Annotated in this window: 20 protein-coding genes; 11 read left to right on the top strand and 9 right to left on the bottom strand. The window is 63.6% G+C overall.

From position 1 onward, the window contains the following. Nucleotide 1: 1 nt before the first annotated feature. On the top strand, nt 2–454 hold the full coding sequence (locus tag OPV09_RS17025; protein ID WP_331776427.1) for an Rrf2 family transcriptional regulator: 453 nt from the start codon (nt 2–4) through the stop codon (nt 452–454). After that, a complete protein-coding gene (locus tag OPV09_RS17020; RefSeq protein WP_338678863.1) occupies nt 441–1,430 on the top strand; it encodes an NAD(P)/FAD-dependent oxidoreductase in 990 nt (329 codons plus the stop codon). Before OPV09_RS17025 ends, OPV09_RS17020 begins: the two co-directional genes overlap by 14 nt. Here OPV09_RS17020 and OPV09_RS17015 read toward each other — a convergent pair. Next, nucleotides 1,358–2,125 carry an SDR family oxidoreductase gene (locus tag OPV09_RS17015; RefSeq protein WP_338678862.1) on the bottom strand — a complete coding sequence of 256 codons (768 nt, stop codon included), beginning with the start codon at nt 2,123–2,125 and terminating at the stop codon, nt 1,358–1,360. The two genes, OPV09_RS17020 and OPV09_RS17015, sit on opposite strands and share 73 nt — an antisense overlap. 123 nt (nt 2,126–2,248) lie before the next feature. Here OPV09_RS17015 and OPV09_RS17010 point away from each other — a divergent pair, with 123 nt between their 5' ends. Genes OPV09_RS17010 through OPV09_RS16995 form a run of 4 tightly spaced genes read left to right on the top strand, consistent with a single transcriptional unit; the run spans nt 2,249 to nt 4,834 of the window. Next, nucleotides 2,249–3,172 carry a LysR family transcriptional regulator gene (locus tag OPV09_RS17010; RefSeq protein WP_338678861.1) on the top strand — a complete coding sequence of 308 codons (924 nt, stop codon included), beginning with the start codon at nt 2,249–2,251 and terminating at the stop codon, nt 3,170–3,172. 16 nt (nt 3,173–3,188) lie between these two features. Next, the gene (locus OPV09_RS17005) at nt 3,189–3,947 is read left to right on the top strand and encodes a DUF4303 domain-containing protein (RefSeq protein ID WP_338678860.1); all 759 of its coding nucleotides are present in this window, start codon (nt 3,189–3,191) and stop codon (nt 3,945–3,947) included. A gap of 5 nt (nt 3,948–3,952) precedes the next feature. Continuing rightward, on the top strand, nt 3,953–4,315 hold the full coding sequence (locus OPV09_RS17000) for a hypothetical protein (protein ID WP_338678859.1): 363 nt from the start codon (nt 3,953–3,955) through the stop codon (nt 4,313–4,315). A gap of 12 nt (nt 4,316–4,327) precedes the next feature. Further along, the gene (locus OPV09_RS16995) at nt 4,328–4,834 is read left to right on the top strand and encodes a hypothetical protein (RefSeq protein WP_338678858.1); all 507 of its coding nucleotides are present in this window, start codon (nt 4,328–4,330) and stop codon (nt 4,832–4,834) included. Between the two features lie 227 nt (nt 4,835–5,061). Here the strand turns inward: OPV09_RS16995 and OPV09_RS16990 are convergent, their stop codons facing one another. The 7 genes from OPV09_RS16990 to OPV09_RS16960 form a co-directional block, all read right to left on the bottom strand. Beyond that, nucleotides 5,062–6,183, bottom strand: coding sequence for a metallophosphoesterase (locus tag OPV09_RS16990; RefSeq protein ID WP_338678857.1), 1,122 nt, complete (start codon nt 6,181–6,183; stop codon nt 5,062–5,064). 71 nt (nt 6,184–6,254) lie between these two features. Then, a complete protein-coding gene (locus tag OPV09_RS16985; protein ID WP_338678856.1) occupies nt 6,255–7,769 on the bottom strand; it encodes an ATP-binding response regulator in 1,515 nt (504 codons plus the stop codon). Then, nucleotides 7,756–9,579 (bottom strand): ATP-binding protein, encoded by a 1,824-nt coding sequence (locus OPV09_RS16980; protein ID WP_338678855.1) that lies wholly within the window; start codon nt 9,577–9,579, stop codon nt 7,756–7,758. Before OPV09_RS16980 ends, OPV09_RS16985 begins: the two co-directional genes overlap by 14 nt. Continuing rightward, the gene (locus OPV09_RS16975; protein WP_338678854.1) at nt 9,576–10,661 is read right to left on the bottom strand and encodes an ATP-binding SpoIIE family protein phosphatase; all 1,086 of its coding nucleotides are present in this window, start codon (nt 10,659–10,661) and stop codon (nt 9,576–9,578) included. The genes OPV09_RS16980 and OPV09_RS16975 overlap by 4 nt, the downstream gene beginning before the upstream one ends. Further along, nucleotides 10,658–11,104, bottom strand: coding sequence for an ATP-binding protein (locus OPV09_RS16970; RefSeq protein ID WP_070302665.1), 447 nt, complete (start codon nt 11,102–11,104; stop codon nt 10,658–10,660). The genes OPV09_RS16975 and OPV09_RS16970 overlap by 4 nt, the downstream gene beginning before the upstream one ends. Before the next feature lie 10 nt (nt 11,105–11,114). Continuing rightward, nucleotides 11,115–11,477: an STAS domain-containing protein gene (locus OPV09_RS16965; RefSeq protein WP_034755734.1), complete on the bottom strand. Its 363-nt coding sequence runs from the start codon at nt 11,475–11,477 to the stop codon at nt 11,115–11,117. 7 nt (nt 11,478–11,484) lie between these two features. Beyond that, nucleotides 11,485–12,372 carry an STAS domain-containing protein gene (locus OPV09_RS16960; protein WP_338678853.1) on the bottom strand — a complete coding sequence of 296 codons (888 nt, stop codon included), beginning with the start codon at nt 12,370–12,372 and terminating at the stop codon, nt 11,485–11,487. Nucleotides 12,373–12,604: 232 nt separating this feature from the next. Here OPV09_RS16960 and OPV09_RS16955 point away from each other — a divergent pair, with 232 nt between their 5' ends. The 4 genes from OPV09_RS16955 (at nt 12,605) to OPV09_RS16940 (ending at nt 16,350) form a co-directional block, all read left to right on the top strand. Next, on the top strand, nt 12,605–13,018 hold the full coding sequence (locus OPV09_RS16955; RefSeq protein ID WP_070302663.1) for a hemerythrin domain-containing protein: 414 nt from the start codon (nt 12,605–12,607) through the stop codon (nt 13,016–13,018). Nucleotides 13,019–13,051: 33 nt separating this feature from the next. Then, nucleotides 13,052–14,233 carry an NO-inducible flavohemoprotein gene (hmpA, locus tag OPV09_RS16950; protein WP_338678852.1) on the top strand — a complete coding sequence of 394 codons (1,182 nt, stop codon included), beginning with the start codon at nt 13,052–13,054 and terminating at the stop codon, nt 14,231–14,233. 129 nt (nt 14,234–14,362) lie between these two features. Continuing rightward, on the top strand, nt 14,363–14,671 hold the full coding sequence (locus OPV09_RS16945) for a DUF485 domain-containing protein (RefSeq protein WP_034755744.1): 309 nt from the start codon (nt 14,363–14,365) through the stop codon (nt 14,669–14,671). Then, complete coding sequence (locus tag OPV09_RS16940; protein WP_319991465.1) at nt 14,668–16,350, top strand: cation acetate symporter; 1,683 nt, start codon at nt 14,668–14,670, stop codon at nt 16,348–16,350. The genes OPV09_RS16945 and OPV09_RS16940 overlap by 4 nt, the downstream gene beginning before the upstream one ends. 64 nt (nt 16,351–16,414) lie before the next feature. Here OPV09_RS16940 and OPV09_RS16935 read toward each other — a convergent pair whose 3' ends face one another. Beyond that, nucleotides 16,415–16,870 carry an RrF2 family transcriptional regulator gene (locus OPV09_RS16935; protein WP_070291511.1) on the bottom strand — a complete coding sequence of 152 codons (456 nt, stop codon included), beginning with the start codon at nt 16,868–16,870 and terminating at the stop codon, nt 16,415–16,417. A 463-nt stretch (nt 16,871–17,333) separates the two neighbouring features. Here OPV09_RS16935 and ppc point away from each other — a divergent pair, with 463 nt between their 5' ends. Beyond that, entirely contained in the window at nt 17,334–20,087 is a 2,754-nt protein-coding gene (gene ppc, locus OPV09_RS16930; RefSeq protein WP_338678851.1) for a phosphoenolpyruvate carboxylase, read from the top strand. Nucleotides 20,088–20,094 lie beyond the last annotated feature (7 nt).

Raw genomic sequence — 20,094 nt, 5'->3', positions numbered from 1 at the left:
CATGAGGCGCGACAGCAAACTATCATCGATCCTCCATGTGCTGCTGCACATGGCCCATGCGGGACGCCCGATGACGTCCGAGGAACTCTCCGGCTACCTGGATACGAACCCCGTGCTGGTGCGGCGCGTGATGGCTGGCCTGCGCGAGCGCGGCTACGTGGCGTCGGACAAGGGCCATGGCGGCGGCTGGCGCATCGTCTGCGACCTGCACAAGGTGACCCTGCAAGACATCTACGTGGCCGTGGGTTCGCCCACCATCTTCGCCATGGGCAACCGTGTCGATCAGCCGGGCTGTTTGGTCGAGCAGGTTGTCAACCAGTCGCTGGCCGGCGCCTTCGATGAAGCCGAGGCGCTGCTGATCCAGCGCTTTGGCGCCGTCACCCTGGCCGACCTGGCCGACCGTTTCAGCCAACAATACGCCACCCACAAAGGAGCACCACATGCACATTCCTGAATCGCCTGGCATCCCGTTCGATGCCATCATCGTCGGCGGCAGCTACGCGGGCCTGTCCGCCGCCACGCAATTGGCGCGCGCCCGCCGCCGCGTGCTGGTGATCGACGGCGGCCAGCGCCGCAACCGCTACGCCAGCCATTCCCACGGTTTCCTGACCCAGGACGGCAGCGGCACGGCCGCCATCGCGGCCGAGGGCAAGGCGCAGCTGATGGCGTATGCCAGCGTCACCTGGCGGGACGGCATGGCCGTGCAGGCCGCGGCCAGCAGCGATGGCGATGGCTTCGATGTGACCCTGGCGGACGGCCATGTCGTGCACGGCCGCCGCCTCGTGCTGGCCACCGGCGTGATCGATGAACTGCCGCCCGTCGATGGCCTGGCCGAGCGCTGGGGCGGCAGCGTCTTTCACTGCCCGTATTGCCACGGCTATGAACTGGAGCAGGGCGCCATCGGCGTGCTGGCCACCGGCCCCTTGTCCATGCACCATGCGCTGATGCTGCCCGACTGGGGCACGGTCACTTTTTTCCTCAATGGCGCGTTCGAGCCCGATGCGGCGCAGCTGGCGCAACTGGCGGCACGCGGCGTAACTTTGGTGCGCACGCCCGTGGCGCGGATCGACGGCGTGGCCGACGTAGTCACGGCCGACGGCAGCCGCCACGCGATGGCCGGCCTGTTCGTGGCGACCCGCACGCGCCTGGCCAGTTCCCTGGCCGGCGAATTGGGCTGCGTGCTGGAAGAGGGGCCCATGGGGCCGTTCGTGCGCACCGACGAGCAAAAGGCCAGCAGCGTGCCCGGCGTTTTTTGCTGCGGCGACGCGGGCCGCATGGCGGGCAGCGTGGCGTTCGCCGTGGCTGATGGCGCCATGGCCGGCGTGGCGGCGCACCGCTCGCTGATGTTCGGACTCGATCAGGCGGCAAAACCGCCATCGATCTTCAGCCCCGCGCCCGTGACGAACGCCGCTTCCGCGCTGGCCAGGTAAGCGACCATGCCGGCGATTTCATCGGCCGTGCCGTGGCGGGGCAGGGCCATCAGGCCGTGCATCAGGTCGGCGAAGTCGCCCGTCGGCGGGTTCATGTCCGTGGCGACGGGGCCCGGTTCCACGTTATTGATGGTGATGCCACGCGGGCCCAGGTCGCGCGACAGGCCTTGCGTCAGGCCGCTCAGCGCCGATTTGCTCATGGCGTAGGCGGCCGCGCCGCCGAACGGCATGCGGTGCGCATTCGTGCTGCCGATATTGATGATGCGCCCGCCCGTTGGCATGTGCGCTACGGCCGCCTTGATGGCGACGAACACGGCGCGCACGTTGACGTTCAAGGTCTTGTCGAAGTCTTCCAGCGAAAAGTCGTCGATGGCGCCGGGCAGGAACACGCCCGCATTGTTGACGAGGATGTCGACACGGCCAAACTGCGCCGCCACCTTGGCGATGGCGGCCGTCAGGGCGGTGGCGTCGGCCGCATCGGCCTGCACGCCCAAGGCCTTGCCGCCGGCCGCTTCCACTTTGGCGGCCAGCGCCTGTGCTTCGGCGGCGGAACTTTGATAGGTGAAGACGACGTTGGCGCCCTGGCTGGCAAGGCGGCGCACGATGGCGGCGCCGATGCCGCGCGAGCCGCCCGTTACAAACGCGATCTTATCTTGCAGTGGCAGGGAGGTGCTGGTGGTGGCTTGGGTTTGCATGATGTGCTTTCTGAGTGAGGAGTCGAGGAATTCAGTATCTGCCTTTCATTCCTGGCGCGCTAGCCATCAATCCCTACAATCACTTTCAACCATTGGTATTAAATGAGCTGGTAGAATAGGGGCATGGAAGCCCTCAATCACTTGCAATCGTTCGTGCTGTCTGCCGAGCTGGGCAGCTTTTCGGCCGCCGCGCGCCGCCTGGGGCTGACGCCGGCGGCCGTCAGCAAGAATGTGGCGCGGCTGGAAGCGAGCCTGGGGCTGCGGCTGTTCCAGCGCAGCACGCGTCGTTTGACCCTGACGGAAGGGGGCGAACGCTTCCTGCAGCAGATAGGCGGCGCCCTGTCCACCTTGCGCGAAGCCATTGCCGGCGTGGCCGAAGAGGGCGGCCAGCCGGCCGGCATACTGAAAATCAGCATGGCACCATCGTTCGGGCGCAGCTACGTGGTGCCCCTGCTGGGCGACTTCATCGCCCGCTACCCCGGTGTCATCCCCGACTGCCATTTCGACAACCGGCAAGTGGACTTGATCGGCGAAGGTTTTGACGTGGCCATCGGCGGTGGCATCGAATTGACGCCGGGCGTGGTGGCGCGCGAACTGGGCCACGCCCACATCGTCGCCACGGCATCGCCCGCTTTCATGCGGGGCAAGGCCATGCCCACGCACCCTTCGGATCTGGCCCAGTTCGACGGCGTGGCGCGCCGCTCGGCCGGTAGCGGCCGATTGCGCAGCTGGATACTGCGCGATGGCGCGGGCGGCGAAGGCGTGGCCGAATGCCGCCCGCGCGCCATCTTCGACGATCCGGAAGCGATGGCGCAGGCGGCCATCCTCGGTGTCGGCGTGGCGCTGCTGCCCATGCCGCATGCGCTGGCCCATTTGCGCAGCGGAGCCCTGGTCCGGCTGCTGCCCGGCTGGCATGCCGATTCCGGCCCACTGTCCGTGTACTATCCGAGCAAGAAACTGCTGCCCGCAAAGACGCGTGTGTTCGTCGATTTCCTGCTGGAGCAATTCCGCCAGCGCGATTTCGCCGCGCAGATGCGGCCCGATTAAACAATGAAAAATTCTCATGCCTGACAACTACAGCCTGTTTTACACCTTCGATGGCGGTCAGCCAGCCCGCTTCCAGGAAGCGCGCGTCTTTGGCACGACCGTGTGGACGGCCAGCGGCGCGGCCATGACCTGGGGCGAGGAGACGCGCACGCAGTATGCGAGCATAGCGGAAGCGCAGGCCGCCTATCTGTCCCATTGCGATGCAGCTGTCGCCGGTGGCCATACCCTGGCGCGCACCATGCTCATCGATCCGGCCATCTTTGATTTCGCTCTGCTGCGAATACTGGTAGCGGATGCCGCCCGCCTGGCATTTGGGGCCGTGCGCCGTGCCCATCCCGGCCAGCACATCGACGCTTTCGCGCTGGTCAGCGACGACAGTGCCATGACCATCGGGCCGGCGGCCAACAGCCGCGAAGCGCTGGCCGCCTCGGAGTACGGTGAAGAGATGTTGTGGAATCCGGCGGAATGGGCGTTTGAGGACGGGGTCGCGTATTTCGACAGCGCCTACCGATTGCTGCTGCAGGCGCACCGCGATTTGCCGTTCGACGTCGATTTCGACACCTTCCGCACCGGCGTGTTCGACGCCTGCATCGCGGCGCTGGCGCAGCTCGATGCCGAAGGCTGTTTTGGTGCGGGCGCGCAGCGCGACGATTGCGTGCTGCTGTTCGAGGTCAGCGACAGCGAAGCAGTGGAAGGCGCGATGGAACGATTGAATCCACCGGCCGTGGTGGCGCGTTTCGAGCGCTGGATGGTCAGTTGCGCAGAGCAAGGGTGAATAAAATGTCCAAAACCAAAAAGATATTTTTTGTATCCGTATTGGCGATTGCAATATTCATCGATGTACATTTTTCAACTGGCTGCGGAAAGTTAAGCCCTGAATTTTCATGGGGCTGGGTGGTTGCAGGCACATTTCTTCAGTTGTATGGCGCGCATAAGCTCTTCCGCACGTTAAGAAGTGATACTGTGGCCGGCATCGATATTGTCCCTGATGATTACGTCAGAGATGGTTTTTTTCGTTCAAAATGGTTTTATATCGTCTTTATAATCTTCTTTGGCTGCATGGTTTTCTCTTACGGGGTAAGCCATCCCGATTCACGCACTGCCTTCAAACCTGGCATGAAAATAAGCAGCTGCCCTGGATGAGCCCTTTGAGTTGTGGAAACGCGCAAGATTTTTTCTTATGGCCGAATTTTCCTTGCAGGAATTGATCTTGGAGGTAAGGATAAAATGTTAGATATCGCCACTACATATTTGATTGTTTCAGCGCCAGTCAATGTGGGGGAAATTCACGGGGACTGCTTGCGAAGTATTGATACTGTTCATGGCACAGCGATTTATCGCGGAATGGATCGAGATCCGTGGCGCAGTCTCGATACTGCTTTCTTTGCCAAAAGGCTTGGCTATGAACTGGTGAACTTGCGGCGAAAAATCGGACTCGCTGCCAACAAGATATATAGTTGTGGAATATGCCGTGATTTATCCGAGGTCCAAACTATTCTATCTTTGTCGGAAAGTGGGCGGGAAAAAGATGATCTGATATGGATTGATAATTCTGGCAGTATCCCACCCGATGATGCCAGGTTTTTTGGGCTACGATTTTTATGTGGATGGCTTTGGTCCGTTAATTCGGCTGGCATGTTCGAGCAACCGGAGATTTTTTGAGGCTTCGCTTGGGAATGTGAGCCAGCATGGTCTTTTTCCTGGTATGAAGAATATCGTTGAGTATGTGAGTTCTTATCTTGAAAATTGTGAGATGGTGGGGCTGGAGTTTGTGGAGCCTCGGCGGATTTCTGATCAGGGAATATTCCGCATCTTTGGCATAGGTGGCGATTTGTGATGCGATGTTTTTTGACGACTACCTCCAACGCAATGCCTGCTGCAAAGCCGAATTACGCCGCCACCAGCCTGAGCCGCGTAATCTCCGCCGGCGCGCCGATGCGTTTCGGCGGGCCCCAGTAACCGGTGCCGCGGCTCACATAAATCCACAAGCGGCCTTGCCGGTGCAGGCCCGCCACATACGGCTGCTGCAGCGGCACGAACAGATTCCAGGGCCAGAATTGTCCGCCGTGCGTGTGGCCCGACAGTTGCAGATCGTAGCCGGCCGCTTCGGCCCCGGGCGCGCTGCGCGGCTGGTGCGCCAGCAGAATGCGGGGGATATCGGCGGGTGCGCCGGAGATGGCCGCTTGCGGGTCGCTTTTCTGGGCAGGGTCGAAACTGGCCGCGTTGAAATCGGTGACGCCGGCCAGGGCCAGGCGTGCGCCGTCGTGTTCGAGCACCGTGTGCTCGTTCATCAGTACGCGCAAGCCCAGGCGGCGGAACTCCGCCACCCACGGCGCGGCGCCCGAATAGTATTCGTGGTTGCCCGTCACGAGGAAGACGCCATGGCGCGCGCGCAGCTCGCCCAGCGGCGCCGTGTGGCTGGCCAGTTGCGCCACCGTGCCGTCGACCACGTCGCCCGTGATGGCGATGATGTCGGCCCGCAGGCCGTTGGCGCGCGCGACAATGGCTTCCACGTAGGCGCGCTTGATGGTGGCGCCCACGTGGATGTCGCTCAGTTGCACGATGGTCAAACCCTGCAAGGCGGCCGGTAGGCCGGCGATGGGCACGTCGACCTCGCGCACGCGCGCCACCCTGCGGGCGTTGAGGTAGCCGACGGCGGTGGCCAGCAGCGCCAGAACGAGGACGGCCACGGCGGACGCCTGCGCGTGCGGTCGGGTGGCGGGAATCAGCATCAGCAGCTCGCGCAGCACCGTGAGCACGAACAGCGAGGAAAAAAAGCCCATGCACAGCGAGCCGGCCCAGCTCAAGCGGTCGGCCAGGCGCCCATCGTTGGTGACGGCGCGGGCGAAGATGGTCATCGGCATCAGCATGGTCGAGGCCAGTAAGACGGCGCCGCCCAGCAGCCAGCCGGCCAGGCCGACGGGCAGGGCAGGCAGCAGCAGCCAGCCCAGCAGGGCGTGCAGGGCGCCCAGTATCATGGTGATGCGCAGCAGCGGCGTGCGGGTTTTCATGTCATGGTTCCAGAGGTGAGGCGGCCGCCGATTATAGCGGACGCCCTGGCAACACGCAGCCGCCACCGCGCTCACGGTGCGATATGCAATCCCAGCATGGCCAGCTTGCCAAAATCGACGGGCTTGGCGAAGTGTTCGTTGAAACCCGACGCCAGGGCCGCCTGCCGGTCGTGTTCCTGGCCATAGCCGGTCAGCGCGACGAGCAGGAATTGCTGCGGTATCGGCAGCTGGCGCATTTTGATGGCCACGTCGTAGCCGCTCATGTCGGGCAGGCCGATGTCGAGAAAGACGATGTCGGGCTTGAATTCCAGGGTGCGCTCGGTCGCTTGCGTGCCCGTGTAGGCCGTGCGCACCGTGTGGCCGTACATTTCCAGCAGTTCGGCCAGGGTGTCGGCCGCATCGCAGTTGTCGTCGACGACGAGGATGCGCTGGCTGCCGCCGGCGGCCGCCTCCGGCGCTGGCGCGGCCGGCTGCGGCAGGTTGGCGTCGAGCGGCAGGATGACTTCGAAGGTGCTGCCCAGTCCCACGCCGGGGCTGTGCACGCTGACCTGGCCGCCGTGCAAGGTCACCAGGTTGCGCACCAGCGACAGGCCGATACCCAGGCCGTCCTGCACCCGGTCGGGCGAGTGGCCGCTCTGCTCGAACAGGCCGAAGATGCTGTCGATGCTGGCGGCGGCGATGCCGATGCCGTTGTCGCTCAGGCGGATGCGCACGTTGTCGCCTTCGCGCACGGCGGTGATGGCGATGCGCCCGCCCGGCGCCGTGAACTTGGCCGCGTTGAGCAGCAGGTTGGCGACGATCTGCGACAGGCGCACGGCGTCGCCGCAGACCCACAGCTCTTCCTTGGGCAGGTTCACGTCCAGCGCATGGCCGCGCGCTTCGACGCTGTGCGAGCTCGTCTCCAGCGCGCTGCGGATGACGCTGGCCAGGCTCACGCTTTCCCATTGCAGCGAGATTTTGCCCTGCGAGATGCGCGACACGTCGAGCAGGTCGTCTACCAGGCGCACCAGGTGGTCGGTGTGGCGGCCGATGGTGCGGCGTGCGTTGTCCTGCACGGCCGGCACGACGGGGTCGAGCTTGCACAGCAGGGCCAGTGCCGTGCGGATGGGGCCCAGCGGGTTGCGCAATTCGTGCGCCAGGGTGGCCAGAAATTCATCCTTGCGGCGGTCCACGTCACGCAGCGCGCGCTCGACCCGTCCCAGCCGCAGCAGCGCCTTGACGTTGGCGATCAGTTCATCGGCCTCGATCGGCTCGACCAGGTAATTGTCGGCGCCGCCATCGAGGGCGCGGATCTTGTCGGCCGTGCCGATGCAGGAAGCGGACGTCTGCAGCACCAGGATGGTGTTCGTCTCGGCGCCGCCCTTCAGCTGGCGGCACACTTCCAGGCCGTTGATGTCGGGCAGCTTGACGTCGAGGAGGATCAGGTTGGGGCGGTCCTGGCGGGCGCGCAGCAGCGCGTCGCCCCCATTCGAGGCTTCGATGACCTTGAAGCCGGCGCGTTTGAGGATGCGCGATTTGGCGTAGCGTGCGCCGTCGCTGTCATCGACGTTCAGGATCAGAGCATCGCTGTTGTTATCCGGTAGCATGCGCATTGTCCCATGTGGTTGTGCCTTGCGGCGGAGCCGGCTCTTGCCGGTGATGTGTATTGCCGATCAGCGCGCGCAGGGTCGCCAGCAATTGCTGGCGCGACAGCGGCTTGATGTAGTAGGCCTCGGCGCCCAGGGCCAGTCCCTTGCGCACGTCGTCGATCTCGGTGGCGACGATGACAGGTACCTGGCGCCGCAGCGGGTCGTTTTTCAGCTCGGCCAGCCAATGCCAGGCCGTTTCGCCGTGCAGCAGGATGTCGAGGATGACGGCGGCGGGGCGCTGCTGTTCCCAGCGCTCCTGCGCCTCGCGCACGCTGCGCGCGGGAACGACGCGAAATTCGCTGCCGGCCAAAAATTTTTCATACAGCAGGCGCACGGGCGGATTGTCTTCCACCACGAGCACGCCGATGCGCTGGTCGTTGCCATTGTCGTTGGCCGGCGCGCTGGGCGGCAGGCTGCCTTCGGGCGCATGGTAGCTGGTGGGCAGGACGACGGAAAACAGCGAACCGTGGCCCGGTGTGCTTTCCACGGACACCGTGCCATTGAGCAGGGTGGCCAGGTTGCGGCACAGGGGCAGGCCCAGGCCCGTGCCCTTGACCTTGCGCTGCATGTGGTTTTCCACCTGGCTGAATTCCTCGAAGATCAGCTGCACGTCTTCGGCATCGATGCCCAGGCCCGTGTCGGAGACGGAAAAGCGGATGGCGTCCTGCTCCGGCAAGGGCGTGGCACTGACGACGATGGCGCCGGCCTCGGTGAATTTGAGGGCGTTGGAGATGAAGTTGCGCAGGATTTGCGACAGCTTGCCTTCATCCGTGTGGATGTGCAGCGCCGGGTCGGGGTCGATGAAGGTCAAGGTGAGGGTATCGGACACCAGCAGCGGACGCAGCATGCCGCGCAGGGCGCTGAACAGGTCGGCCACATGGAAGCTGTTGGCGTGCACGTCGACCTTGCCCGCCTCGATCTTGGCCAGGTCCAGCAGGTCGTTGACCAGGTCGCTCAGACTGACTGCGCTTTGCAGGATGAACATCACCTGCTTTTCCTGTTCCTCCGACAGCTCGCCGTCGATGCGGTCGAGCAGCAGCTTGGACAGGGCGCGGATGGAGCTGAGCGGGGTGCGGAATTCATGGCTCATGTTCGACAGGAAGCGCGATTTCATCTGGTCGGCGCGGCGCAGGTGGTCGGCTTTTTCGTCGAGTTCCGCGAACAGCGCCACCACGCCCCGGTTGGTGTCTTCCAGTTCGCGCGTCAGCTGCAGCAGGTCGTCCTGGCGCGTCTTCAGTTCGGCCAGGGTGGTCAAAAGTTCGCGGTTCTGCTGCTGCACTTCGGACAGCGTGATATCCGAAGGCAGCGCCTGCAGGCTGCCGGACAGCGTGCCGATCATGCTCCCGTCGAGCAGGCGCGCGTCGCGCGGGAACAGCTTGTGCAGCGTGATCTGCGTGCCTTCGCCGGGCGTGCTGTGGATATGGCAGCGGTCCATCAGGCGCTGGGCGCCCAGGATGCCCAGGCCCATGCCCGTCGGCGAGCGGTAGGTGCCGGCCAGTATCTTGTCGAGCTGTGCGATGCCGGGACCCTGGTCCTCGATGCGGATGCTGAGCACCTGCGGCGCCGTCTGGCCGTCGATGGCGAAATGCACCTTGCCGCTGCCGGCGTAGTTGTAGACGTTGCGCGCCAGTTCCGACACGGCCGTGGCGATGCGCACCTGGTCCTGCACGCCGAAGCCGCACAGGGCGGCGATCTGCCGCGCGCGCTGGCGTGCGCCCACCACATCGAGTTCGCTGCCGATATGGGCCGTCAATATGCGTTGCGTCATGCTGTTTCGCTCCTTTCCTCGGTGACGGCCTGGCATTCCTCATGTTCGCGCAGCACCACCACCGTGACGTCGTCGCGCCCGCGCGCAAAATCGCGGTACAGCACGGCGGCGACGAGGCTGGGGTGGCATTGCGCCAGGCCCGGATACTGTTCCAGGTCCCAGCGCGTGTGCAAGCCGTCCGAGTGCATGATCAAGGTCGTGCCCAGCTGCCATGGATAGCAGAACTCCTGCACCTTGCGCAGGTTGCTGCCGACGATGCCGTTATGCGACAGCAGATGCCGGCGCTGCTGCGCATCGAAGGCGCAGGCGGCGATATTGCCCACGCCCGCATAGCGCAATTCGCGGCGCGCGCTGTCGATATGCGCCACCGCCATGGCCGCGCCGCGCGTCGTGCGCAGGGCGCCGTGGGCCAGTTCGATGAAGGGCGCGGGCAGGGGCGGCAAGCCGGGCGTGTCGGTTTCCAGCAAGGCGCTGGCGCGTTCCGAGGCGCGCGCCGCCAGCGGGCCGTGGCCCAGGCCATCGGCCACCATCAGGCTCAGTTCATGGCCTTCGCAGACCACGTTCCAGGCGTCGCCGCACACCTGTTCCGAGGCCAGCGGCAGGCACACGGCGCCGATGCGCCAGTTCGGATGGGCGGGGATGGCGCTGCTGGCGTGCTGCCCCCAGACCACCACCATCAGCACCGTGCCCTTGCCAGGCGCCGTGTACAGGTCGAATTCCTGGCCCAGGCGGCGTATCGCGCCCAGCCCCACGCCATAGGTGCCCGTGGTGGAATGGCCATCCTGCATGTGCTGGCGTACATTGGCCATGCCGGGGCCGTTGTCGATGGCCAGTACTTCGATGCCGCTGGTGCCGCCGCGCAGCACCTTGCGCAGCAGGATTTCGCCGCGCTGCGCGTGCTTGACGATGTTGGTCGCCGCTTCGCTGATGATGATGGCCAGCTGGCCCGTGCGCACGTCATCGAAGCCGATGCGGCGCGCCAGCTCGTTGCCGGCGCGGCGGGCCGCGGCGATCTCGCTCGGTTCGCCGATGGGAAAACTTCTTTGCCTGAGAATGTCAGGCTGTGGTTCCTGGTGGTTCAAAACAGCTTCCATTTCGCGATGGTGACGGTGGTGCCCGCGCCGGGCGCCGTGTCGATGTGAAATGCGTCGGCCAGGCGCTTGGCGCCGCCCAGCCCCAGTCCCAGCCCGCCGCCGCTGGTGTAGCCATCGGTCAGCGCCAGGGGAATATCGTCGATGCCCGGTCCCGCATCGACAAAGCGCAGCTCCAGTCCCTGACGCGCGCCATCGCAGACGCGCGCGATGCGCGCTTCGCCGCCGCCGCCGTAGCGCAGGGTGTTGCGCGCCAGCTCGCTGGCCGCCGTGATGATCTTGGTCTGTTCGATCAGGCCAAACCCCATGGCGACCATGCTGTCGCGTACCTGCTTGCGCAAGCGCACGACGTCTTCGTCGCTATGCAGGGGCAGGATCTGCTGCGTCTGCGGCCCTCCCGTCTGCGTCCGCTCCTGTGCCTGCGCGCCTAGCATGGCGCCCCCGTCATGCGCATGCGCCGCCCCGTTCCAGCATCTTGATGCCCAGCTCCACGTTGAGCGCCGTGCTCACGCCTTCCAGGGTCAGCCCCAGTTCCACCAGGGTGATGGCGACGGCTGGCTGCATGCCGACGACGACGGTGCGCGCGTCGAGGATTTTCGCCATCGCCGCCGTGTTGCTGATCATGCGGCCGATGAAGGAGTCCACGATGTCAAGCGCGGAAATGTCGATCAGCACGCCCGTGGCGCGGTCCGTCACGATGCGGGTAGTCAGGTCGTCCTGCAAGGTCATCGCCAGGCGGTCGTGCATGTCCACCTGGATCGTCACCAGCAGCAGCCGGCCCATGCGTAAAATGGGGATTCTTTCCATAGGCTCCTCAGTGTGCTTGCTGCTGGTAGCTGATGCTGGAGCCCGTGCGTTTCAGGGCCACGACGAAGGCGTCGGCCAAGGTGGCCTTGGTCATCACGTCTTCCAGGTTGACGCCCAGGTGCACGATGGTTTGTGCGATCTGCGGGCGGATGCCGCTGATGATGCAGTCGGCGCCCATCAGGCGCGCGGCGGCGATGGTTTTCAGCAGGTGCTGCGCCACCAGGGTGTCGACGGTCGGCACGCCCGTGATGTCGATGATGGCGATCAGGGCACCCGTATCGACGATCTTTTGCAGCAGGCTCTCCATCACCACCTGCGTGCGTGCGCTGTCGAGGGTACCGATCAGGGGCAGGGCCAGCACGTTTTGCCACAGCTGCACGACGGGCGTGGACAGTTCCAGCAATTCCTGCTGCTGGCGCAGAATCACCTGTTCGCGCGCCTTCTGGTAGATGGCGATGGTCAGCAGGCCCAGCTCGTCGAACAGTTTGCTGGTGCTGACGATGGCGTCGCCCAGCTGCTCCGGCTGCGCCGTGATCGCCTTGCGCAGGTAGCCGAACAGCGGCTCTTTCAAGGCGAACATGAAGCTGGCCGTGTCGATCGGCGAATAGCCCTGGCGCACGCGCGACTGCGATATTTCCGCGATCAGCTGGCGCGTATCGTCCCAGGCGCCGCCTTCGATGTCGAACGAGTCGCCGCTTTCCAGCGCGCCCGCCAGCAGCGGTAGCAATTGCGATGCCTGCTGGCGCAGCTCGTTTTCCGCGATCTTGTCGCGCCGCACCAGGCGGGCGATCAGGCCGGCCATCCAGCCGTCCAGCAGTTCCGTGTGGTGTTCGTTGATGATGCCGGCCAGTTGCTGCGCCTGGCCCGTGCCCGTCTTGGCAGTGTCCGTCTTCATTCTCATGCTCATCCTTGGCTGGAGTGGAGGGTGCGGCACGGCTGCAAACGGGCCCGCGCTGTGATGAGCAAATTATAGGCAGGCATCGCGGAAGCTTGTGTTCTGTGCCGCACATAGTGGCGCATGTCGATTTACATTCCTCCAGGAAACGTCGAAGCTTTAAAGATACATGTAATTTGCATGTTTATGCCAATTCCGCTACACTGGCTGCACTCAACAAGAGAAAAACGCCATGAATATCGACAAATTCAAACAGCAGCATCTGGCCATCCTGGCCGCCATCGACGACTTGCGCCAGCTGGCGCGCGGCGGTGTGGCCGCGCAGGCGCAGGCGATTGCCGAACAGATCATCGCCATGAGCGGCTTGATCAAGCTGCACCTGGCCGTCGAGCAGCGCTACCTGTATCCGGCCGCGCAAGCGTCCGGCGTGGCCAAGGTGGCCCAGCTGGGGCGCCAGTACGAAAACGAAATGCACGGCATCGCCGGCGCTTACCTCGATTTCGCCGGCCGCTGGAATACGCCCGTGCGCCTGGAAGCCGAACCGGAAGCCTTCCGCAGCGAAGCCAATACCGTGCTGCACGCGCTGTTCCAGCGCATGCGCCGCGAAGACCATGAGTTATATCCAGCTGTAGAGACGCTGGCCTGAGACCGCTTACCCATATCCACACAGGAGTTTTACATGCTGACCCAAGAACAACGCGCCATCATCACGGCCACCGTCCCCATCCTCGAGCAGGGCGGCGAAGCGCTGACGCGCCACTTCTACAAGAATCTGTTCCGCGACCATCCGGAAGTGCTGCCGTACTTTAACCAGGCGCACCAGCACAGCGGCGACCAGCAGCGCGCGCTAGCCAATGGCGTGCTGATGTATGCCAAGCATATCGATCAACTGGATGCGCTGGGCGACCTCGTGTCGACCATCGTCAACAAGCATGTGGCCTTGCAGATTCGCGCCGAGCACTATCCGCTCGTGGGTGCCAGCCTGCTGCAGGCGATCCGCGAAGTGCTGGGCGCAGAGGTCGCCAGCGATGCCGTCATCGATGCCTGGGGCGCGGCCTACGGCCAGCTGGCCGACATCCTGGCCGGCGAAGAAGGGCGCATCTACAAGGCGCAGGCGGCCGCACCGGGCGGCTGGAGCGGCGCGCGCGACTTTACCGTGCGCAGCAAGACAGTGGAAAGCGGCGAGATCACATCCTTCCTGCTGGCGCCCGTTGATGGCCAGCCCGTGCTCGACTTCGCGCCAGGCCAGTACATCGGCGTGGTGGCCACCGTCGATGGCGTGCCCATGCGCCGCCAGTACTCGCTGTCGGCCGCCAGCAATGGCCAGACCTACCGCATCAGCGTCAAGCGCGAAGCGGGCGGCAAGGTGTCGAACCATTTCCACGACCATGTGCAGGCGGGCGACACTGTGCAGCTGACGCCGCCATCGGGCGACTTCGTGCTGAAAGACAGCGACAAGCCGCTGGTGCTGATCAGCGGCGGCGTGGGCATCACGCCGACCTTGGCCATGCTGACGGCGGCCCTGCGCGGCAAGCGTCCCGTGCACTTCATCCACGCGGCGCGCAACCACGGCGTGCATGCGTTTCGCGCGCAGATCGACGAGCTGGCCGCGCAACATCCGCAGCTGCAGCGCTATTACTGCTATGCGGAACATGGTGGCGAACACGATGCACCGGATGCCGTCGGCTTGCTGAATAAAGAGCAGCTGAATGACTGGCTGCCGGCCTCGCGCGATGTCGATGCCTATTTCCTGGGACCGCAGCCATTCATGCGGGCCGTCAAGCAATACTTGCGCGAACTGGGCGTGCCGGAACAGCAGACGCACCATGAATTCTTCGGACCGGCTGCCGCCTTGAACTGATTTTTCTGCCTGCCTTATGTTGTCCCCGCGAGAAAAAACGCTGCCGTAAGGGGCGGGTAAGCCTCGCGCTGTACTGTGAATCCAAGCTCGCACAAAAGAGCACGCTTTTACATAACAGGAGGCAACACAATGCATGACGATCTGGTTCAAAAAATCAAGAGCGACCCCAGCTATCATCAGCTGGTCAAGGTGCGTTCCCGCTTCGGCTGGGCACTGACGGGCCTGATGATGCTCGTGTACTACGGCTACATCCTGCTCATCGCCTTCAACAAGGAATTCCTGGCCACGAAAACGGGCGCCGGCGTGATGACCTGGGGCATGCCGATCGGCCTGTTCGTCATCGTGTTTACCGTACTGGTTACCGGCATCTATGTGCGCCGCGCCAACAAGCAATTCGACGACCTGAGCAACGCCATCCAGGCACGGGTGCAGGCATGAGCGCCGCCAAGCATGCGCTGCGCGGAGCGTCCTGTCTGAGCGCCTTGGCCTTGCTGGGTGCCAGCAACGCCGTGTTCGCGGCCGGCGCCGACCTGGGCCAGGCCGTCAAGCAACCGACCAACTGGACGGCGATCATCATGTTCGCCGCCTTCGTCATCTTCACCCTGTTCGTCACCAAGTGGGCGGCCGCGAAGACCAAGTCGGCCTCCGATTTCTACACGGCCGGCGGCGGCATCACGGGCTTCCAGAACGGCCTGGCCATCGCGGGCGACTATATGTCGGCCGCCTCGTTTCTCGGCATTTCCGCCGCCGTCTTCCTGAACGGCTACGATGGCCTGATCTACGCCATCGGCTTTCTCGTCGGCTGGCCTGTCATCACCTTTTTGATGGCCGAGCGCCTGCGCAATCTGGGCCGCTTCACCTTTGCCGACGTGGCCGCCTATCGCTTCAAGCAGGCGCCGATCCGCATCTTTTCCGCGTCCGGCACCCTCGTCGTCGTGGCGTTCTACCTGATCGCGCAGATGGTGGGCGCGGGCCAGCTGATCAAGCTGCTGTTCGGCCTCGAATACTGGATCGCCGTCGTCCTGGTCGGTACCTTGATGATGATCTACGTGCTGTTCGGCGGCATGACGGCCACCACCTGGGTACAGATCATCAAGGCCGTGATGCTGCTGGGCGGCGCCACCTTCATGGCCGTGGCCGTGCTGGCGCAATTCAACTTCAGCCCGGAAGCGCTGTTCGCCAAGTCGGTCGACGTGCACGCCACCAAGGAAGCCATCATGGGCCCTGGTTCCTTCATCAAGGACCCGATCTCGGCCATCTCGTTCGGCATGGCGCTGATGTTCGGCACGGCCGGTTTGCCGCACATTTTGATGCGTTTCTTCACGGTGCCGAGCGCCAAGGAAGCGCGCAAATCCGTGTTCTGGGCCACCACCTGGATCGCCTATTTCTACATCCTGACCTTCATCATCGGCTTTGGCGCCATCGTGCTGGTGAGCACCAATCCCGAGTTCAAGGATGCGGCAGGCAAGCTGCTGGGCGGTAACAACATGGCGGCCGTGCACCTGGCCAAGGCCGTGGGCGGCAACGTCTTCCTCGGCTTCATGTCGGCGGTCGCGTTTGCCACGATTCTGGCCGTCGTGGCGGGCTTGACCCTGTCGGGCGCGTCGGCCGTGTCGCACGATCTGTATGCCACCGTCATCAAGAAGGGCAAGGCCACGGGCGCCAATGAACTGAAAGTGTCGCGCGTGACGACGATCGTGCTGGGCATCATCGCCGTGGTGCTCGGCATCGCCTTTGAAAAGCAGAACATCGCCTTCATGGTCTCGCTGGCTTTCGCGATTGCCGCCTCGGCCAACTTCCCCGTGCTGTTCATGTCGGTGCTGTGGAAGGATTGCACGACGCGGGGCGCCACCATCGGCGGCTTCCTCGGCTTGACCACGGCCGTCGCGCTGACGGTGGTGTCGAAGTCCGTGTGGGTCGACGTGCTCGGCCATGGCGAAGCGCTGTTTCCTTACGCCTCGCCGGCGCTGTTCTCGATGACGGCCGGCTTCGTCGGCATCTGGCTGTTCTCGGTGCTCGACAAGAGCCCGCGCGCGCGCATCGACCGCGCCGGCTACGAAGCGCAGCAAATGCGTTCGGAGACGGGCATCGGCGCGGCAGGCGCCAGCGCGCATTGATGTTTTAGATAGTCGCTGCAGGAAACAATGCCCGGTTCGCCGGGCATTGTTGTTTTTGGCGTGCTTACTTTGCCACGCGCAGGGGGATCACGCCGGCCGCCAGCGCGGGCGCGCCCGGCGTCGCTTCGAGTATCGACGCCAGGGTCACCGTGTCGAGCACGGCCAGGAAGGCGGCCGTGGCCTGGCCCAGCTTGGCTTTCAGCAGGCAATCGGGTGTCAGCGGGCAGGTATTGTTTTCTTTGTTGAAACATTCCGCCATGAAAAAATCGTTTTCCGTCTCGCGCACGACGGTGCCGATATTGATCTCGGCCGGATCGCGCGCCAGGCGCAGGCCGCCATTGCGCCCACGCACCGTTTCCACGATGCCGGACAGGCCCAGCTGGTGCACCACCTTCATCAAATGATTTTTCGAGATGGCATGCAGGTCGGCGATGTCCTGGATGGTGACGAGGCGGTCGCGGTGCACGCCCAGGTACATCAGGGTGCGCAGGGTGTAGTCGGTATAGGCAGTCAGTCGCATGGGAGTAGAGAGTAAACACCCGACAAAGCTACTGCGCATCGCGATTTGCGGCCTGCGATGCTCACTGTGCATCCGCACAGCTGCGCTTCTCGGCCACAACTCTCATCCGCTCGCTACGTTTTTGTCAGGTGTGTGAAAGATGTGGATTACATCCTTGTTTCATCCGCAGCATACAGGAGAGCGCCGGCCGTGTGTGTTGCGCCGTCACTTTTCCGCTTCGAAAGACAAAAGTTGATTGCCTTTCGCTTAAATGCGTAGTAAATTTTCATATTGTTGCCCTGGTAAATAGCTCGTAAGCCCTTGTTGGCCCTTTGAGTAGGATTTTTTTTGATGGAAATCAAGAGGATGGTGAAGCAATAAGGTAAATTTACTACAAATTCGACGATGGGCGTTTCCCGGGCCGGGAAGCGCGAACTACGCAATCTGTGCGGTGCCGCCGTGGCCGCCCCAGGAAATACATACCATGCAAATGAATGAAGTGAAAGACGAGCTGCTGAGCAGCGATATCCGCCAGCTGGGCCGTCTGCTGGGCGACGCCATCCGCAACCATCTGGGCGACCCCGCCTTCGAGCGCATCGAACATGTGCGCCAGCTGGCCATCCGTTTCCGCCGCGACAATGATGAAGCGGCGCGTGCGCAGCTGTCGGACGCGCTGCAAGCGCTGTCGCAAGAAGAAACCACGCAATTGACGCGCGCTTTCAGCTATTTCTCGCTGCTGGCCAATATTGCGGAAGACCAGCATCACATCCGCCGCACGCGCGCCCACTTGATCGCCGGCTCGCCGCCGCGCCAGGGTAGCCTCAGCCATGCCGTCGGCAACGTGTTTGACGCGGGCAAGGCAGATGCATTGGAAACCTTCTTTGAAGATGCGTTCGTCAGCCCCGTCTTCACGGCGCATCCGACGGAAGTGCAGCGCAAGAGCATCCAGAATTGCCAGATGGCCATTGCCCGCCTGTTGAGCGAGCGCGACCGCGTGCAGATGACACCGGAAGAGGCGGAACAGAACGAAGAAGCGCTGGGCCGCGGCATCGTGACCTTGTGGCAGACCCGTTTGCTGCGCACGAGCAAGTTGTCCGTCATGGATGAAGTGGCCAATGGCCTGTCGTTCTACGACCACACGATTTTGCGCGAATTACCGAAACTGTATTCTTCGCTGGAAACCATGCTGGCCCAGCGCGACGCCCGCTGGGAAGATGCGGAATTACCGAATTTCATGAAGGTCGGCAGCTGGATAGGCGGCGACCGCGACGGCAACCCCTTCGTCACGGCCGACATCCTGCGCAGCACCCTGCAAACGCAGGCCGACAAGGTGCTCGACTTTTACCTCGGCGAATTGCGCAAGCTCGCTTCGCAACTGTCGCTGGCGCAAATATTGAACGCTTGCAGCGAGCCGCTGCGCGCGCTGGCCGAACGTTCGGCCGATGCCTCGCCGCACCGCGTCGACGAGCCGTACCGCCGTGCCCTGCATGGCATCCATGCGCGCCTGGAAAACACGCGCGTGGTTCTTTCCGGCAAGGGCAAGCAAGCCGACGGCGTGCAGCCTTACGCCGCGGCTGCCGAACTGCTGGCCGACCTGGATGTGGTCCAGCATTCGCTTGTCAGCAATGGCTTGCGCGCACTGGCACGGGGCCGCTTGCGCCAGCTGCGCCGCGCCGTCAAGGTGTTTGGTTTCTCGCTGGCGCCGCTCGACTTGCGCCAGAATTCCGACGTGCATGAGCGTGTCGTGGGCGAACTATTCGCGGGCGCCCAGCCGGGCCTCGTCTACCTGGACCTCGACGAAGAGCAGCGCATCAGCTTGCTGCTGGCCGAACTGGAATCGCCGCGCCTGCTGACGTCGCCGTATGCGCAATACTCGGAAGAAACCACGTCCGAACTCGACATCTTCCGCGCCGTGCGCGAAGCCCACGTCAAGTACGGCAAAGAATCTGTGCCGAACTGCATCATCTCGAAGGCGGCCAGCGTGTCGGACTTGCTGGAAGTGGCCTTGCTGCTGAAAGAAGTGGGCTTGCTGCGCCAGGACAGCCGCGAAGCGGACGTCAACATCATTCCCCTGTTTGAAACGATCGACGACTTGCGCGCCGGGCCCGCCATCATGGCGCGCGCGTTCGGCTTGCCGTTCTACCGCGGCTTGCTCGAGTCGCGCGCGGACCAGCAGGAAGTCATGCTTGGCTATTCGGACAGCAACAAGGACGGCGGCTTTTTGACGTCCGGCTGGGAACTCTACAAGGCCGAGATCGAGTTGGTGACGGTCTTCAAGGAATATCAGATCAAGCTGCGCCTGTTCCACGGCCGCGGTGGTTCCGTGGGACGCGGCGGTGGACCCAGCTATGAAGCCATCCTGGCCCAGCCGGCAGGCGCCGTGCAGGGACAGATACGGCTGACGGAGCAGGGCGAAGTCATCACAGCCAAGTATGCGAACCCGGAAGTGGGGCGCCGCAACCTGGAAGTGCTGGTGGCCGCCACCATCCAGTCGACCCTGCTGCCGCAGGCCCAGCTGCAACCGAAGGCTTCTGCCGGCGCGGGCCATCTGGCCGCGATGGAAGAGCTGTCCGGCACGGCCCTGAACGCCTACCGCGACCTCGTCTACGGCACGGATGGATTTGAACAGTATTTCTGGGAATCGACGGTGATCGCGGAAATTGCCGCCCTGAACATCGGCAGCCGTCCCGCTTCGCGCAAGAAATCCACGTCCATCGAGGATTTGCGCGCCATTCCGTGGGTCTTGAGCTGGGCGCAATGCCGTTTGATGCTGCCGGGCTGGTTCGGTTTCGGTTCCGCCGTGCAAGCCTACCTGGCCGCCCATCCCGCCGATGGCGCGGACGTGCTGCGCGGCATGTACACGGACTGGCCTTTCTTCACGTCCTTGCTGTCGAACATGGATATGGTGCTGGCCAAGAGCGACATCGCCATTGCCGGCAAGTATGCGGAACTGGTCAAGGACAAGGCCTTGCGCGATGCCATTTTTACCCGCATCCGCGCCGAGTACGCGGCCACCCTGGACGCCTTGAAACTGATCACGGGCCAGGAAGAGTTGCAGCAAGCCAATCCGCTGATGCAGCGTTCGATACGCAACCGTTTCCCCTATATCGACCCGCTCAATCACGTGCAGGTGGAGCTGCTGAAGCGTTTCCGCGAGGGCAAGCAGGATGCGGCAGCGCGCACGGGAATCCATTTGTCGATCAATGGTATCGCGGCGGGCTTGCGGAATAGCGGTTAATTTTTAG

The organism is Janthinobacterium sp. TB1-E2 (genome assembly GCF_036885605.1).
In the GTDB taxonomy this organism is placed as follows: domain Bacteria; phylum Pseudomonadota; class Gammaproteobacteria; order Burkholderiales; family Burkholderiaceae_D; genus Janthinobacterium; species Janthinobacterium aestuarii.
Note: the sequence above shows the minus strand (reverse complement) of the source record. Positions and strands in the feature narration are given on the sequence as shown.

Coding starts and splice junctions, on each gene's coding strand:
- OPV09_RS17025 (WP_331776427.1), top strand. CDS start 2: ATGAGGCGCGACAGCAAACTATCATCGATCCTCCATGTGCTGCTGCAC.
- OPV09_RS17020 (WP_338678863.1), top strand. CDS start 441: ATGCACATTCCTGAATCGCCTGGCATCCCGTTCGATGCCATCATCGTC.
- OPV09_RS17015 (WP_338678862.1), bottom strand. CDS start 2,125: ATGCAAACCCAAGCCACCACCAGCACCTCCCTGCCACTGCAAGATAAG.
- OPV09_RS17010 (WP_338678861.1), top strand. CDS start 2,249: ATGGAAGCCCTCAATCACTTGCAATCGTTCGTGCTGTCTGCCGAGCTG.
- OPV09_RS17005 (WP_338678860.1), top strand. CDS start 3,189: ATGCCTGACAACTACAGCCTGTTTTACACCTTCGATGGCGGTCAGCCA.
- OPV09_RS17000 (WP_338678859.1), top strand. CDS start 3,953: ATGTCCAAAACCAAAAAGATATTTTTTGTATCCGTATTGGCGATTGCA.
- OPV09_RS16990 (WP_338678857.1), bottom strand. CDS start 6,183: ATGAAAACCCGCACGCCGCTGCTGCGCATCACCATGATACTGGGCGCC.
- OPV09_RS16985 (WP_338678856.1), bottom strand. CDS start 7,769: ATGCTACCGGATAACAACAGCGATGCTCTGATCCTGAACGTCGATGAC.
- OPV09_RS16980 (WP_338678855.1), bottom strand. CDS start 9,579: ATGACGCAACGCATATTGACGGCCCATATCGGCAGCGAACTCGATGTG.
- OPV09_RS16970 (WP_070302665.1), bottom strand. CDS start 11,104: ATGCTAGGCGCGCAGGCACAGGAGCGGACGCAGACGGGAGGGCCGCAG.
- OPV09_RS16965 (WP_034755734.1), bottom strand. CDS start 11,477: ATGGAAAGAATCCCCATTTTACGCATGGGCCGGCTGCTGCTGGTGACG.
- OPV09_RS16960 (WP_338678853.1), bottom strand. CDS start 12,372: ATGAAGACGGACACTGCCAAGACGGGCACGGGCCAGGCGCAGCAACTG.
- OPV09_RS16955 (WP_070302663.1), top strand. CDS start 12,605: ATGAATATCGACAAATTCAAACAGCAGCATCTGGCCATCCTGGCCGCC.
- hmpA (WP_338678852.1), top strand. CDS start 13,052: ATGCTGACCCAAGAACAACGCGCCATCATCACGGCCACCGTCCCCATC.
- OPV09_RS16945 (WP_034755744.1), top strand. CDS start 14,363: ATGCATGACGATCTGGTTCAAAAAATCAAGAGCGACCCCAGCTATCAT.
- OPV09_RS16940 (WP_319991465.1), top strand. CDS start 14,668: ATGAGCGCCGCCAAGCATGCGCTGCGCGGAGCGTCCTGTCTGAGCGCC.
- OPV09_RS16935 (WP_070291511.1), bottom strand. CDS start 16,870: ATGCGACTGACTGCCTATACCGACTACACCCTGCGCACCCTGATGTAC.
- ppc (WP_338678851.1), top strand. CDS start 17,334: ATGCAAATGAATGAAGTGAAAGACGAGCTGCTGAGCAGCGATATCCGC.